Origin of the sequence: Rhizobium sp. BK376, assembly GCF_004341625.1 — a bacterium.
Lineage (GTDB): Bacteria > Pseudomonadota > Alphaproteobacteria > Rhizobiales > Rhizobiaceae > Rhizobium.
On the sequence record NZ_SLZG01000050.1, the window covers coordinates 1 to 14580 of the forward strand.

Annotated in this window: 12 protein-coding genes and 3 pseudogenes; 9 read left to right on the top strand and 6 right to left on the bottom strand. The window is 52.9% G+C overall.

From position 1 onward, the window contains the following. Positions 1 to 129 precede the first annotated feature (129 nt). On the top strand, positions 130 to 1542 hold the full coding sequence (locus EV561_RS35360) for a hypothetical protein (protein WP_132528533.1): 1413 nt from the start codon (positions 130 to 132) through the stop codon (positions 1540 to 1542). Continuing rightward, entirely contained in the window at positions 1508 to 1933 is a 426-nt protein-coding gene (locus tag EV561_RS35365; RefSeq protein WP_132528534.1) for a DCC1-like thiol-disulfide oxidoreductase family protein, read from the top strand. The genes EV561_RS35360 and EV561_RS35365 overlap by 35 nt, the downstream gene beginning before the upstream one ends. A 14-nt stretch (positions 1934 to 1947) precedes the next feature. Here EV561_RS35365 and EV561_RS35370 read toward each other — a convergent pair. The 3 genes and pseudogenes from EV561_RS35370 to EV561_RS35380 form a co-directional block, all read right to left on the bottom strand. Next, positions 1948 to 2272: pseudogene (locus tag EV561_RS35370) on the bottom strand (IS630 family transposase); the annotation flags it as partial. 60 nt (positions 2273 to 2332) lie between these two features. Then, the gene (locus tag EV561_RS35375) at positions 2333 to 3235 is read right to left on the bottom strand and encodes a prolyl oligopeptidase family serine peptidase (protein WP_132528535.1); all 903 of its coding nucleotides are present in this window, start codon (positions 3233 to 3235) and stop codon (positions 2333 to 2335) included. A gap of 147 nt (positions 3236 to 3382) precedes the next feature. Next, positions 3383 to 4195, bottom strand: a complete 813-nt coding sequence (locus tag EV561_RS35380; RefSeq protein ID WP_245513243.1) for a class I SAM-dependent methyltransferase — start codon at positions 4193 to 4195, stop codon at positions 3383 to 3385. Between the two features lie 223 nt (positions 4196 to 4418). Here EV561_RS35380 and asnB point away from each other — a divergent pair, with 223 nt between their 5' ends. The 6 genes from asnB to EV561_RS35410 all read left to right on the top strand — a co-directional run bounded on the left by asnB (position 4419) and on the right by EV561_RS35410 (position 11133). Next, positions 4419 to 6293 (top strand): asparagine synthase (glutamine-hydrolyzing), encoded by a 1875-nt coding sequence (asnB, locus tag EV561_RS35385; protein WP_132528537.1) that lies wholly within the window; start codon positions 4419 to 4421, stop codon positions 6291 to 6293. Continuing rightward, a complete protein-coding gene (locus EV561_RS35390; RefSeq protein ID WP_165928039.1) occupies positions 6290 to 7240 on the top strand; it encodes a glycosyltransferase family 2 protein in 951 nt (316 codons plus the stop codon). The genes asnB and EV561_RS35390 overlap by 4 nt, the downstream gene beginning before the upstream one ends. Positions 7241 to 7242: 2 nt before the next feature. Beyond that, positions 7243 to 7932: a methyltransferase domain-containing protein gene (locus EV561_RS35395; RefSeq protein WP_132528539.1), complete on the top strand. Its 690-nt coding sequence runs from the start codon at positions 7243 to 7245 to the stop codon at positions 7930 to 7932. Positions 7933 to 8016: 84 nt separating this feature from the next. Then, positions 8017 to 8367, top strand: coding sequence for a 4-amino-4-deoxy-L-arabinose-phospho-UDP flippase (locus tag EV561_RS35400; protein ID WP_132528540.1), 351 nt, complete (start codon positions 8017 to 8019; stop codon positions 8365 to 8367). Continuing rightward, positions 8364 to 10538 (top strand): prolyl oligopeptidase family serine peptidase, encoded by a 2175-nt coding sequence (locus EV561_RS35405; RefSeq protein ID WP_132528541.1) that lies wholly within the window; start codon positions 8364 to 8366, stop codon positions 10536 to 10538. The genes EV561_RS35400 and EV561_RS35405 overlap by 4 nt, the downstream gene beginning before the upstream one ends. Before the next feature lie 157 nt (positions 10539 to 10695). Then, complete coding sequence (locus EV561_RS35410; RefSeq protein WP_132528542.1) at positions 10696 to 11133, top strand: helix-turn-helix domain-containing protein; 438 nt, start codon at positions 10696 to 10698, stop codon at positions 11131 to 11133. Positions 11134 to 11260: 127 nt separating this feature from the next. Here EV561_RS35410 and EV561_RS35415 read toward each other — a convergent pair whose 3' ends face one another. Continuing rightward, positions 11261 to 11824: a UPF0149 family protein gene (locus EV561_RS35415; RefSeq protein ID WP_132528543.1), complete on the bottom strand. Its 564-nt coding sequence runs from the start codon at positions 11822 to 11824 to the stop codon at positions 11261 to 11263. After that, positions 11821 to 12201, bottom strand: a pseudogene (locus tag EV561_RS35420) (transposase); the annotation flags it as partial. The gene EV561_RS35415 and the pseudogene EV561_RS35420, both read right to left, overlap by 4 nt. Positions 12202 to 12203: 2 nt before the next feature. Between EV561_RS35420 and EV561_RS38285 the strand changes: the two are divergent. After that, positions 12204 to 12635: pseudogene (locus EV561_RS38285) on the top strand (IS630 family transposase); the annotation flags it as partial. 97 nt (positions 12636 to 12732) lie between these two features. Here the strand turns inward: EV561_RS38285 and EV561_RS35430 are convergent. Beyond that, complete coding sequence (locus EV561_RS35430) at positions 12733 to 14025, bottom strand: nucleotide sugar dehydrogenase (RefSeq protein ID WP_132528544.1); 1293 nt, start codon at positions 14023 to 14025, stop codon at positions 12733 to 12735. Positions 14026 to 14580 lie beyond the last annotated feature (555 nt).

Below are 14580 nucleotides of genomic sequence, written 5' to 3' on the forward strand. Positions count from 1 at the left end.
CAGCCGAAGCCTGGATAACCATCGCCCATATCCGCATCCTTACGCGGCGGCTCGCAAGATATTGCTATCGTTGAACCCTTTTCGAGTCAGACTCTAAGCCTATGCGGTGGCCGATGGACGTCTCGAGAGTTGCCAGCGTTCTTCAACGCAATTGTTTTCTCTTTAAACGCCTGCTGCATTTTCTATCTCTTTGGTACCCGGGCGACTTACGATCCCGGTTTTGCAAACGAAATTCTAAACAGTGTTTGGTTGCCAATTGTTGTAGGCTTGATCGCATTCCGGGTTCCGTCCTTCGTAATGTGGCCGGCACTTGCCTTGCAATGGAGTAAGGCCCACATCGCCGCGGAAACGAACTGGGGTTCGCTGGGTACCGCAGACTATATCATCGTCCCCGACTTGACGGTACTTCTTGCCTTAATGCTCGCGGCGTTGACTGTTTGGCGAGTCGCCGGGCGATTACACAATAATTCCAATCTATCGACTTCCGCAGATCTGACAAATTATTGCTCCGCCAGCGTAGTTGTCGTCGCTGCTGTTCATCTTTCTAATTACTTCTATTCTGGCGTCGGAAAGCTTTTCCTACCAAATGGTGGCCTCTTAACATGGGTACTTGAGAACAAGACTTATTTTCTCTCGCTGCATGCCAGCGATATTGGATTTATTACCATTCAGAATATGTTGAAGGGATTGGGTATCCATTTCGAGATTACACGCCTGCTGATGCTTCTCAATGAACCGATCAATATCGCGGTTCTGGTCGGGCAGTTGCTGGCACTTGTCTGCTTATTGTCGATGAAACGCGCCGCCAAGCTAACAGTCTTCTTCGATATAATGCATGTTGGCATCTTCGTGTTGACGGGGATCTTTTTCTGGAAATGGATTATCCTAAACGCAGCGTTTGTATTTTCTTTTACCCTACTCGCAAAGCGAAATGCAGTCGATTTTTCCACTCGTTTCTATGGATGCGTCGTAGTTGTCGCGGCACCGCTAGCATTCCACGTAGTTACGCTCGCGTGGTATGATACTGGAGCTCTGAACGAGTCGCAGTTTGAGGCGGTGACCATGGACGGCCGAATACTTCCTGTTCCTTCGAATTTTTTCCTCGATAGTTCCATTGATGTCGCCCAGCAGAGCTTTTCGCATCCGTATAATGGTTTTTTGCCGACGGGAACATGGGGAACTACAGCGGATGCGAATGTAATGAGGAGTGCAGCCTCAGACTGCCCGGGCCAAGTTACGAGCTTTTCGCTAAGCGATGCAGATCGGACTCGGTTGTCGATTTTGCTTCAGCGGCAGCAGCATTTGGCCCTTAATCTTGCTAACCGTAATGGCAACGTCAAATACGACATCTATCCTCATCACATTTGGTCGGCGCCATGGCTCTTCCAGGATTTCTCAAAGCTCGATATCAGATCCGTGAAGAGCTATAGGTTAGCAGTCCAGAGTTTCTGCGTTAGCGTAGATAAAAGTGGACAGGTTCGACGACTACCTGTAGGCGAGGCAACTTATGACTTTCCAGTTCGAGCCCCGGTTTCCCGCTGAATGGGACGGCAAGAACGTCGTGGTATACGACGGTGAATGCCCGTTCTGCTCCGAATTCGTTGCTTTTCAACGGATCCGGAGCGCTTTGGGCACGCTGACCTTGGTTGATGCTCGACAGACTCCTGATTTGGTTGCTGACTTTGAGAAGGCAGGCATTCCCTTGGATGAGGGAATGGCTCTCATTATTGAGGGGGAAGTCTACTACGGTGCAGACTGTCTTAACCGCTTGGCACTTATGAGCAGTGGTTCTGGCTTCCTTAACCGAATCACCGCGCAGGTCTTTAAATCCCCGAGAGTATCCCGAATGCTCTATCCCGCTCTGAAAACCGGGAGACGTCTCACGTTAATGTTGCTGGGAAAGACAAAGCTCAGTGGGCCGACAGCGATTTAATTTCTGCGGTCAACCTAGTCACCTGAATCTGAAGTTCGGTTCATTGTCTTCTGGCAGAAGCGCTTTACCGAGGCGAGGATTTGGTGCGCGGGTTTGCCCCACTTGTAGGGGGTGGGGTTTTCGTTGTGGGTTTCGATGAAGGCGTCGATGTCGGCTTCCAATTCCGCCGGTAGAGCGGTGCACGCCGCACTGCAACTGCTTTGGTGTCAACTCTGCGAACCACCGCTCGACCTGATTGATCCATGATGCCGACGTCGGCGTGAAGTGAACATGCCAGTGTGAACGGCGCGCGAGCCAGGCCTTGATCCTTGGCGTCTTGTGAGTCGCATAGTTATCCAACCTGGTGAGCGGACCGCACATCATCCCCTGGCTTGCCTCGCTCCGGTTCGGCAAGCGCCCCTATTCTAGAACAAGTTGCTTCAAGACATCGATGGCATGAAATTCATGCCCCATCGGCCATTCGACGACCGAAACATCAGCCCCCGGCGATGCTGCTAACATGGCGTTCATTGCATCGTAGCCATTGTGCTTGGGGAAAGTCGTGTCCTTGGTCCCTACATTGATGATGACCTTTGTTGTACTGCCATTGAAGTTCTGGAGAACAGATCGCGGCGAGCGGCCGAGATATCGAGGATCATCAGGACCGGTGGGAGCGCTTCCAATAGCGGCGATCATATCCGCCTTAAGGCTTGGATCTGCTGTCTCGCCATAAGCGGTAGCGAGATCATAGCAGGGAGACCAGATAGAGGCACGATAGACAAGGTTCGGATAGCGCCCCAGTAGAAGCAGGGACGCCATGCCTCCGCCGGATGTCCCGACAAGATAAACCCGCGTCAGGTTCGTCTTGTAGCGGATTTCCTCAATAACGGTGTTGATGCGATCGGAAGTATCCTGACTGCCAAGCGCCGCCGGCGTGTTGTTTGGCCCGTTGAAATTCGGCGCCACGAAGATGGCGTTCTGGATGTTGAGCAGATCGGAGGCGAATGGAGTCTCGATCTGCGTCATATCTGCTGTCCACGAGTGCAGATAGAGGATGATTTTATTCGGCTTGCCCGTTGTCATGTAGACATACGGTTCACCCGCAGCATTACCTGTTACCCATGTCGATGAAAGCATGGACGACGGATAAACGGCAGCGGCAGCATTATCGCTGGCCTTCTCGGTAGCCATGAGAATTTGAGCCATTTGCGATCTGTCGATACCCGGAAGATTCTGGCCAACTGGCGCTGCGAACGCTGCTGGTGAAGCCAGAAACAATAGAGAGACTATGAAGCTAACAGGATGCTTAAACTGAAATCTCATCCAACGTTCTCCATGATTCGTAAATTTGTAATTAGAAACTGCGCACCGTGGTTCGGTTATATCATCTCGATTTCGCGCAGATCGGGTCGCTGAAGTATCGTGCGGTGATGTGGGCCGTGCCCCGACAGACTCACCAACTCTTTGCTACTACGCGGGATCCGGTGGGCGTGTCCCTAGTACGGTCCAGCTATATCCGTGGCGATGATGCGTTTTGACGTCTTGGAACCCGGCTTTTCGCATTAATCCGATCGCCTCATCTTGCGTGTAATATTTCGCGTAAGCGGGATTGAGCTGATCGTAAATAACAAGCTTCCGCGCGGAAAACGACATGGGGCGGATAACATTCAGTAGGTATTTCCGCATCGGAAGTTCCAGCAAGGTACATGCCATCATATAAACCCACAGGAAAATATTCAGGACGCTGCAGATCGTCGACAACAAATAGTGCGGAAGATGCGTCGTCAGCCGCCGCAGCGGCAAGGCAACTGAAAGATACCGTTCGTTCCCTTCCTTACCATAAAGCCAGATCAGACACTTTCCGTTCGGACGCAGAGTTTCATAGCAGGCCGCAAGAACAGGTTCCGGATCAGGAATATGATGGATTACTCCGAGCGAGATCACGTAATCGAGGTTGAGTGACGGTAGCTCAGACCCCGGCTTGTTGATGTATATAATTCTATCCGCGTATTCGGCAGTATTGTCCGTTAAGGTAGCGAACGCCTTCGATGAGGGTTCGACAGCGTATATTTTCTTAGCGCCGGCAGCAGCCAGCATGTTTACGATACGGCCGGCGCCGCTCCCGATGTCGGCAACCGTTTTATCCTCGAAAGCTTCAGGGGTCAAAAGTGGTTCGACGATATCTTTGAAAAGTTCCTGTGAACCGTAAAAGCCATCGTTTTCCTTATAGATGCTCCATTGATCGCCGAAATCGTCGATGGTCTTTTTTGCAACATCATTCACAATGAACCTCAGTCATCTTCGAAGAAAAGTCCAAAACACCAGCCTGGGGCCAACAATGCTCGCCCGTCTTCACAACGACTATCGGTTCAGACATCACTTTCCATATTTGAGGGACATCGATAATGAACCTCGCAGACGTAAGCAATCCATATCATCTATCGGATTCAGATAATCTGGGCCACAACGTGTCTTGCGTCGGATATTGAAGGGGAAGAACGAAAATATGTGCGGTATTGCAGGCATGCTTCGTTTGGATGGGGCAACGATCAATCGAAGCCTAGTTGAACAAATGACCAATAGTTTGGCACACCGCGGCCCTGATGACGCAGGGATATGGAGTGCCGGTGTCGTTGGGTTTGGTCACCGACGTCTGGCAATTCGCGGCCTTGGCCCTGACGGCCACCAGCCGATGTCCGATCCTTCAGGCAAAATATGGGTGAGCTTCAACGGCGAGATCTATAACGATGGCAGCCTAGCCGCTGAGCTATCTCGTGACTATGGTCTGGTAAGGCGTACTACCTGCGACACGGAGATTATACCGCTGGGCTACCAAGCCTGGGGTGAGGACATCTTTAGCCGACTGGAAGGTATGTTTGCCATTGCTCTATGGGATAGCGATCGACAGAAGCTTCTGTTGGCGAGAGATGCCATTGGCATAAAGCCATTATTTGTCCAGGAGGATGGGCAGGCTGTTCGCTTTGCAAGTGAGATCAAGGGAATACTCGCTGATTCTTCGGTAAGGCGCCGAATTGACCCAGGGAAAATGTCGGAATTTCTCGCTTTGGGTTACACGGCCCCGGACTCCAGCCTGCTTGAAGATGTCCGGCAAGTGCCCCCGGGCACGCTACTGATCCATGAGAATGGCAGGTGGCGAAGCAAGGTGTTTTGGGCACCCAGGCGTTCGGGGGAGATTCGCCGCCTTGATGAGGCGACAGAAGCCTTGGGAGCTACGCTTCAAACCGTCGTATCCGACATGCTTGTAAGTGATGTGCCCATCGGAGTTCTCCAGAGCGGAGGAGTCGACAGCAGTCTGGTCAGCTTATCGCTACCGCAAGACAGTCAGGTTCCGATGTTCACGGCGAGCTTTGATGAAGCGTCGCATGATGAAAGCGCGTTGGCCGGCCAGATGGCAGCTAGCACGCGCTCGCCACATCATCTTATTCCCGTCGAACGCAGCGACAATCCGATTGAGATATTTCGCACGATGGCAATGGCTTACGACGGGCAGTTGTTCGATTCTAGCGGTTATGCATTTTTGCCTCTGGCGCGACATGTTCGCAAGTCTGTCACGGTTGCCCTTTCAGGCGATGGTGCGGACGAGTTCCTGGGCGGCTATTCCACCTATCGCGCGACGCGATTTGCCGCCAAGTTCGGAGGCTATGTGCCGAACGTGGCAGCTCGCAGTCTTGGCCGGCTGCTTTGGCGTATGCGCCCCGCCTCCGAACATCGACTACCTGTTACTGAGGCACTCGCTCGCTTGATAACAGCGCTGCCTCATGGCGAAGCCGCACATACCCGATGGCGTCGACTTGGCCCGGAATGGGCGACTCATGCGATCGCCGGCAGCGATCTCAAGCAGGCGATTTCGCAGACCGATGCGTTTTCTCGATATCGTTCGGTCATGAACGGTAGTGCGTCGGTCACCGACAGAGCTCTTCTGGCTGACCAGCGTTACCATTTGCCTGGGGATCTGCTCCGGAAGACTGATGCTATGAGCATGGCTGCCGGACTCGAGGTAAGGGTCCCTTTCCTCGACCGCCGGATCATGGATCTGGCCGGGCGAATGGATGTACCGTTGCTGATGGGATGTATAAGCGGTAACAAGCTGGTAGCCCGAAACTTGCTAAAGTCGCTGGGCGCGCCCGAAATGGTCGCGAAAGGTGCAAAGCAAGGCTTTAACGTGCCGGTAGCCCGACTTCTTCGCGGACCGTTGGCGCCGTTGGCGAACCGCTATTTCTCCGACGAAGTCGACGCTTTCGCACCACTATTTCGTCCTGCAGAGATCAAGCGCCTTTGGCTCGACCACCTTGCGTGCGAATTCAATCACGGATATCTACTCTGGGCACTACTAGTTTATGCAGTATGGATGAATTCGTGACAAATCAATTGGACAGTTCCACGGCAGTCAGCTGGAAAGCTTTATCGAAGGAACTCTCAATCGTAATCCCGGCATTCAATGAAGAGAACGGCGTTGGCAGTATGCTGGAGGAACTCGAGCAAGCATTGCCGGACGCAGAAATCATTATCGTGGATGATGGCTCAAGCGACGGAACTTGTGAAAAAGTCTCGCAGTTCCGGTCTGTTACGCTTATCCGCCATCTCTTCAATCGTGGCTATGGCGCTGCCCTCAAGACCGGTATGAGAGCGAGTTCCCGCCCCTATATAGCCTGGTTCGATGCGGACGGAGAGATGCGCGTAGAGGATCTGGCGGCCATGACGGAGAGGCTTATCGTCTCTTCTCTGGCGGCAGTCATAGGCAGCCGGTCACGCCGAGCAGTTACACATGTCAGGACTGTAGGCAAGGCAGTGCTAAGAATGACAGCCAGGATGCTGGGGCTTCGGATGGGGCACGATCTGAATTGCGGGCTGCGTGTCTTCCGGCGTGCTGCAATTTTGCCATATCTGGCGATCTTGCCCGATGGATATAGCGCAAGCACAACCAGTACGATGATCATGGCCGAAAGAGGTTACACTGTAGAATTCCACTCTGTTTCGATGAAACCTCGTATTGGTCAAAGCAAGGTACGCCTCGTACACGGTTTCAATGCATTGATCATTATTCTGCGAACGGTGATGCTGTTCAGCCCATTGCGAATTTTTATGGGCTTGGGATTGCCGCTACTGGCCGGTGGTTTTCTTTACGCTGCCATAATCTTGATTTTAGTTAACAAGGGCGTTCCGGCACTTGCCGTTATCTCAGTGCTGGCGGGTCTGTTACTGCTATGTGTTGGGCTTTTGGCGGATCAGATAAGTCAGATGCGCTTGTCGCAGCTCCGCCGCGACATCGACGTCATTGCTTCTCCCCTGGCTGAAAAAGAGACGTGAGGATGCATAACGATCTAGCTTTTGGCTCGGAGTTTCCGCCGTCCTGGTCGCTTAACCGCCCTAAAACGGCTCTGCAAAGCGTCTACGACTTCCTGGGCTCCCCGCTTCGAATGATATTGCTGCCCGACATGGCAAGTGAGCGGCTTCACTTGACCTCTCTGCGAGCGGAGCGCTTTGCCGCCATTCTTCCGCGCCTTCGCGGGCGGGTATTGGACGTCGGGGCAGGAGATAATATGCTCTGCAGATTGTACCGGGATCTTGCTCCGGCGCTAGGTGTCTCGAGCGAAGATGCCCAGGCAAGCGTGGGCGTTGATATCGAAGATTGGAACGGCCAATGTACGCTAATCGAGAACGCGGCAGATCTGCCGTTCGACGATAACAGCTTCGATACAATCTGCTTTGTCGCCTGTATCAATCACATCACAAACCGTGTTGAAGCACTTCAAGAGGCACGCCGGCTGTTGCGCCCGGGTGGGCAGCTTCTCGTGACCATGATTGGCCCTTTTGTGGGAACTATCGGTCATGCGATCTGGTGGTACAGCGAAGACAAACATCGTGAAGTCGATGACGCTGAAAAGATGGGGATGAGTTCGAAAGAGATCATCGGCATATTGAATCAGACGGGGTTTAAGAAGGTATCGATCAACTCTTTCGTCTATGGCCTGAACAGGCTCTACATCGCAAATGCCTAAACTAAACAAGTCAACGGTCTTTTCTGTTTTCGGTTGCGCGGATCATTTGCTTGAACTTGTCCAATGATGAACTCGGGTATGTAGATGTCCCCGCTGCTGATAAACTCTTTACTGGTCCTACTTTGCATTGGCATTTCATCAGCGCAGGTGCTGATGAAGATCGCGGCATCAAGTTACCGCAGCGGTGGCAGCCTATTTGATACTCATTTCCTAGTCCCCTTTTTGGCTGGTTTGGCGCTGTCAAGTTCGCTCCAATTGGCGTGGACTTGGGTATTGCAATTCGCGCCGCTGGGGCGCTCGTATGCGGTCCTGTCATTGGCTTTCATTCTCGTACCCCTGCTTAGTTGGTGGCACTTCGGAGAGGTGTTGAGCATGCGCTATATGCTTGGTTGTTTATTTGTTATTCTTGGAATCTGCATAGTGACAACTTCATGATTACGTCGTCGAAGCCGAATTTCTCCAGCTCGCGAATTCCTCGATTAGTAGCCGCAATATTTATATTGCTGATCTTCTCTGCCTGCTTTGCCCGGGTTGGCGTCAACGATCTCCGGGGAAGCGACGATAATATCTGGCTTTATTTGACGGGCGTACAACTCACGCATCCCGAGAGCGCCGACAAACTAGACGTGCAGTTGCTGCAAGCCAGTGCCGATCACGGTGCTGACGCCGAAAGCCAATTGCGATACAAGATGCGTGTCGATTACAGAAAGAACTACTATCTTAGTTCACTCCTAACCGGTCTCCTTGCGGAGCGTCAACCAATCGACGTAGGCGGTGACCTCGTTCAGTACTCAAGACGCATCGGTAAAATTTTTATCAGATCCACCGCTATTCAAACAGCAGTTGCTCTTATCGCCCTGCTTTTGGGCGTAGGATTGGTGCGGCGCCCGGAACTCATGATTTCGGTCGCGCTGGCAATCTCCATACTCGGCATATCATCGCTTATTCAGCCATCAGAAAATCCGGGGAACTTTCTTTTTTTTGATCCCTTCAACAAGGGCAGAGTCTTACAAAATATCGTTCTATTTGCGATCAATCCTGGCAGTCAGTTTTCAGTTTTTGGGTTCACCCCCCGTTCGACACTACTGCTAGTCACGCTGCTCATATTTGCGTGGCGTTGGCATGGCTGGGTGGTGGCCTCCTATATCTTGGCGACCGCGCTGATATTTCTCCATCAAAGCATGGCGATGATTTTGTTGGCCAATCTAATCATCATAGATCTGGTCTTTCGTCCGAGGATGCTTTTTCAGGTATCAATTCTTCCCTGGATCGTTGCCGGCACCCTTATATTTGTCTGGCGTGAATCACTCTGGAACGTCGTTTTGCCGGATTGGAGTAGCGTACATGTGGTGGCAGGATCGGCGGCATTGGCCGTAGTAATCATTTGTATCCTTAGCGCACTTTATGCTCGCCTCTGGCTTCGCAAGCGGCTCCCGTCCTGGTTCGATGCCGTCAACATCAACGGGAAAACCGAAAGTTTAGCGTTACTGGTACTTTGGATGTTGACGCTTCCAATCGGGTATCTGATTTCGCTAAAGGTGGACTATCTCCACGGTCACTATTTCTGGTACCAGATCCACGCCAGAATTTGGTCGCTCTATCTCCCGATAATAGTTCTGGGTTTGTCGTGCTGGCTAGTCGAACGATACTGGCGAGACGTAGCGGGATACAGATACCTTGCCGCCTTGGCGGCTTGTTTGCTTGCTGCAATTTTTGTGACTACCGCCACTTTCACCGGCTTCAGCCTCAAGCCTTTCTATCATCAATTGGAGGCGGTCGCCGGCAATGTCGGGAAGCCCATATGGGCACCTATAGGCCCCGATCAGGAGGCCGAGATCTATATGGCGATGGCGGCCAGCATGGATATGGGCAGGGATTATCTTGGCCCGATGGTCGATCCGGCGCCAGGTTTCAAACCGATGATGGCCGATCAGGAACCATACCTTGAGAAGTGCAATGGAACGCCTAAGAATTTGATCGTGTGGCTACACACATGGTCGGCTGAGATGAATCAAATCACGGGAGAACAAGAACTAGTAAACGTCCCAAACGCCTGTATCATCTCACCAAATTTTAATGGCAGCGGCGGCTCCAACGCAAATACCTGCGGGTCGCGTAACTCTCTCGAACGAATTCACAATGTCATACTTGATGCGGAAGACCGCCACGGCAAGTTACCTGTTACGCTAGTCGGCGTCTCAGGCGGTGGTATGCATGCGTTGTTGACGTTGGGAACTTTTCCCGGCCTGGTCCAATCAGCCAGTGTTTGGGCTCCGATATACGATTTGGAAAAATGGTATTGGGAACGCCCAGATCATCGGCCGGAGCTTGAAAAATGCTTTGGTGGGCCACCGTCTCAGAACGACTCCGGCTACCTTAGCCGTTCGCCGAAGTCTGTTTTATCTTCTGTAAGATCTGCGCAAATCATTGTTAATTTGGGAAAATCGGACAAGGAGGCGCCGCCACAGCATGCCAGAGCGGCAGTAGCGCAGATGCAAGCCGCATGTCCGACATGCAAGATTGACCTTAAGGAATGGGACATGGGGCATAGTTACAACAAGGATGAATTGCTGAATCAGGTTCGTCATTTCGTTGAAGAGAACTGACAACTAAATCCCAACGCCTCTCAGTGACGGATCGACGTCTTTAATACGGGATGACTGCATTCCCTAGACGATCGTTTCCTTGAATTCGGCATTTTGTGGAACCTGCAAAGCGTTGGTGGATTCCTGGTTTGAGACTAATCAAACAAGGAAATTGGTCATGGCACCGAGGCGACGGGTCATCGCGTTGGCGATGAGCGAGCAAGAGACTGAAACGTTGACGGCACTTTCGCGATCTCGAAGCGAGCCGGCGAGCCGGGTATCGCGGGCCGCTATGCTGTTGGCCTACCATGACAACCCGTCGTTCTTTGCCGTTGCGCGAAGACTTGGCGTCCATCATCAGACTGTCCAGCGCTGCATTGAGCGCGCCGAGAGCTATGGCCGGCTTGCAGCACTCGACGATCGGCCGCGGCCGGGCAAAGAGCCGCTGATCACGCCGGAAGCCAAAGCTTGGCTGGTGTCTTGGCGTGCGACAAGGCCGGGGAGCATGGCTATCCACACGAACTGTGGACGACGCGGCTTTTGGCCCGCCATGCGCGCGAGCACGGACCGGGAGCCGGACATCCCTGTCTGGCCCGTCTGGTTCAAGGCACGGTGAGCAAGCTTCTTGGCCAGGAGCAAATCAAGCCCCACAAGGTGCGCTACTATCTGGAACGTCGTGACGAGTGAGCGCAACGAACATCCCACAGCTTTCGTAATTGACCAAATCGGCTTCTGGCTCTCAATCAGAACTTCTGCTTTGTCCGCTTCGGCATAAAGTAGGTTCTGATGTTGACGAGCGCTTCGGCGACGGCAGCAGCATCCTGATGGGTCGCTTTCCGTTTTACCTCGCCGAGCTTGCGGATCGGCGCAATGATATCCCCAGTGACGGCATGACCTCGAAGGACAGGCTGCCAAAGCCTTGGCGCGTGTCGTGTTCCAATGAGAAAGCAGATGTCCCAATCAAATGGATCAAGGGTCTGATCGTCTATCTGGGTGAACCTTGGCCGGTGGTCTTTCGGTGTTTCGGAAAGGCTTGCAGATATCCGATTATACTCCGCAACGATGGTCTGCACGGCCCGATGCTCGGTTGTTTCCATCGGCAGGTTTAGGGCATCCGGGCCGGTCAATTCCGGGATCCATTGGCGTGGGTCGATGAACTTCGGGCCGATGATGAGGGCCGTAAGATAACCATCGAGACTGCTCATTGACCAGATAGGCGATGGCGGACGACGTCTCCTGATAAAGGCTTCGAATGCGTCGTCATCGAGCTTCGGTCGCGGCGTCATCTCCTGGCTGTTCTGTGTCATGCCGCTTGTCGCTCCTGCGGTGTCATAGCTTCGCGCTCCGCCTTCCAGGTCCAAGGCAAAAGGCTCTCCATCTCGTTGGCTTTCACTTTGCCGGAGATGATGCGCTCCAGCACATCGGCAAGCCAGACGTCGGGGTCCACGCCGTTCAGTTTACAGGTGTTGACGAGCGATGCCAGGACCGCGAAGGTCTTGCCACCACCGGCACTCCCCACGAACAACGAGTTTTTTCTCGTCAGAGCCACGGATTTCATGGAACGCTCGACTACGTTGGAGTCCACTTCGATCCGGCCGTCGTCAAGGAAGGCTGTCAGGCCGGCCCAGTGGTTGAGCGTGTAGGAGATTGCCTTGCCAAGCGCCGATTTCGCCGACACCTCGTCGCCTGCGTCATGGCACGCTCAGCCTATTGGCTGGAATTGACCTGCTGACAGGCAAGGTCCACGCGCTCGTCAAGGACCGCCACCGCAGCCGCGAGTTTATCGAATTCATGAAACTCCTCGATGTGGCCTATCCGTCCGGCACCGCGATCAGGTTGATCCTCGACAATCATTCCGCACACATCTCGAAGGAAACCAAAGCCTGACTGGCCAAGCAACCGGCAGGCCGCTTCGAATTTACCTTCACGCCCAAACACGGCTCCTGGCTTAACCTCATCGAAGGCTTCTTCTCAAAGTTCACCCGCTCGGTTTTGCGCCACACCCGGGTGAGTTCAAAGCACGAGCTCAGCGAACGCATCATGGCCGGCATCGACGACGTCAATAACCACCCCCATCATCCATACATGGTCCTACAAGCTAGCCGAGGCCTGATATGATTCGAACCAAGGAAACGTCGCACTAGCAAACGTCGCCGTCAAGGCTCAACAATGCATCATGCCGCTACCATACTCGGCCGTCTCACTGCAGACAGAATTAGAGAGCCCAGTAATTGCCGCCCCTATCTACTAGTGGAAATTCGCCTTTCACGTCGATGATCACGCCGCCCGGCCGCATCATCTTATCAAACATGGCGACCGGCAATTCCTTATAAACGCGATGCGATACAGCGATGATCAAACCATCGAGATCGTGTAAGGCATCAATCGAAACCAACTTAAGTCCATATTCGTGAAACGCCATCTCGGGATCCGCATGCGGATCATGTACCCAAGGCAAAATCGAGAAGCTTGCCAACTCGGTAATGACGTCAACGACCTTGCTGTTACGCAAATCGGGTACATCTTCTTTGAAAGTTAGGCCGAGGATGCCTACGCGCGCTTCCGAAAGAGCAACCCCCCCTCGCGACAACATTTTTACCATTTTTCGAGCTACGAATGCGCCCATGCCGTCATTGATTCGGCGTCCGGCCAAGATAACCTCAGGGTGATATCCTAGCGCTTCAGCCTTCGCGGTAAGGTAGTAGGGATCCACCCCGATACAGTGACCGCCCACAAGGCCGGGTTTAAAAGGCAGAAAATTCCATTTTGATTTTGCCGCTTCCAAAACCGCGCTGGTCGAAATGCCAAGCCGCTCGCAAATGATGGAAAGCTCGTTCATCAACGCGATGTTGAGATCTCTCTGAGTATTCTCAATAACCTTCGCCGCTTCTGCAACCTTGATAGAGGGTGCCATGTGAAGACCAGCGGAAATAACGGGGCCATAGAGGGCAGCAACTCGCTCTAACGTCTTCTCGTCTTGCCCAGCTACGATCTTCGTTATCTTTTCGATCGTTCGTGCCGTATCACCAGGATTAATACGCTCAGGACTGTATCCAAGCTGAAAATCTACGCCCTGCCTCAGTCCAGAATATTGAGCCAACCACGGCCCGCAGATGTCTTCCGTAAGGCCGGGATATACGGTGCTTTCGAAAATAATCAGACTACCCGGCCGCAATACTGAGCCGATGATTTCGCAAGCCGACTGAAGCGGATTTAAGTTCGGTTGACGATTGCTATCAATCGGCGTCGGCACCGTCACGATAAAGCACGTTCGCCCAGTAAGATCTTTCGGGTTGTCTGTAAGCTTGAGCTTAGTACTAGCCAACAGATCGCCGGAAAACTGCTCAGTTGCGTCTGCACCTGAGCGAAGATGCTCTACTCGCCGGCTATCTATGTCAAAACCAACGATATCGGAGAAAGCGTTGCTGAGAGCCATTGCGACAGGGAGGCCAACATATCCCAGGCCGATCACCGCAATGCGTTCAGCCGTCTCGCTTACAATGTTCATAATCCAGCCAAGCCCTTTATGCACTTTGAACTAATCGACAGTTTTGGAAATGCCGCTGCCGTTGCTGTAGCAGGCACAAGGTGCATCTCTCGTGCTTACAGAAATGCTAGTGCGGATATCCACTCGTTATAATCGCTTGGCCTGTTCCAACCATACTTCCGGCACCTAGGCCATACTCCGATAAGCATTAAACGTACAGGCCAGTCCGCTTAGCGCCTATCCATCCACAACTTTGTGCTGTCACCGCCTGAGCGCCCCCCAGAGCCCTATTTTGTCGGTCAGGTCGCCTACCGAAATGATACTTTGATGAACTCCTTGGGGAAATCATCTTCAAGACTCAATGCGAATGGATTTCGTTGAAATCTTCGATGCATCGATCAATCTCTTCGGACCGCCGTGTCAGCGTCCGGAATGGGTGAGATGCGTGCGCAGTTGCGCTTTGTGCTAGTACCAGGCCACAGTGTCAGTACCGGAGCAATACTCCCCAATAGTGCCGTTTGAATCTTCCCCAGGTGCTGCGGCCGCTGGTCTTCCGGGGCGCGCCCCGGAAGACCA

What these genes read in the sequence shown, in the direction of transcription:
- EV561_RS35365 (WP_132528534.1), top strand. Translation starts at nt 1,508, where the DNA reads ATGACTTTCCAGTTCGAGCCCCGGTTTCCCGCTGAATGGGACGGCAAG.
- EV561_RS35375 (WP_132528535.1), bottom strand. Translation starts at nt 3,235, where the DNA reads ATGAGATTTCAGTTTAAGCATCCTGTTAGCTTCATAGTCTCTCTATTG.
- asnB (WP_132528537.1), top strand. Translation starts at nt 4,419, where the DNA reads ATGTGCGGTATTGCAGGCATGCTTCGTTTGGATGGGGCAACGATCAAT.
- EV561_RS35395 (WP_132528539.1), top strand. Translation starts at nt 7,243, where the DNA reads ATGCATAACGATCTAGCTTTTGGCTCGGAGTTTCCGCCGTCCTGGTCG.
- EV561_RS35400 (WP_132528540.1), top strand. Translation starts at nt 8,017, where the DNA reads ATGTCCCCGCTGCTGATAAACTCTTTACTGGTCCTACTTTGCATTGGC.
- EV561_RS35405 (WP_132528541.1), top strand. Translation starts at nt 8,364, where the DNA reads ATGATTACGTCGTCGAAGCCGAATTTCTCCAGCTCGCGAATTCCTCGA.
- EV561_RS35410 (WP_132528542.1), top strand. Translation starts at nt 10,696, where the DNA reads ATGGCACCGAGGCGACGGGTCATCGCGTTGGCGATGAGCGAGCAAGAG.
- EV561_RS35415 (WP_132528543.1), bottom strand. Translation starts at nt 11,824, where the DNA reads ATGACACAGAACAGCCAGGAGATGACGCCGCGACCGAAGCTCGATGAC.
- EV561_RS35430 (WP_132528544.1), bottom strand. Translation starts at nt 14,025, where the DNA reads ATGAACATTGTAAGCGAGACGGCTGAACGCATTGCGGTGATCGGCCTG.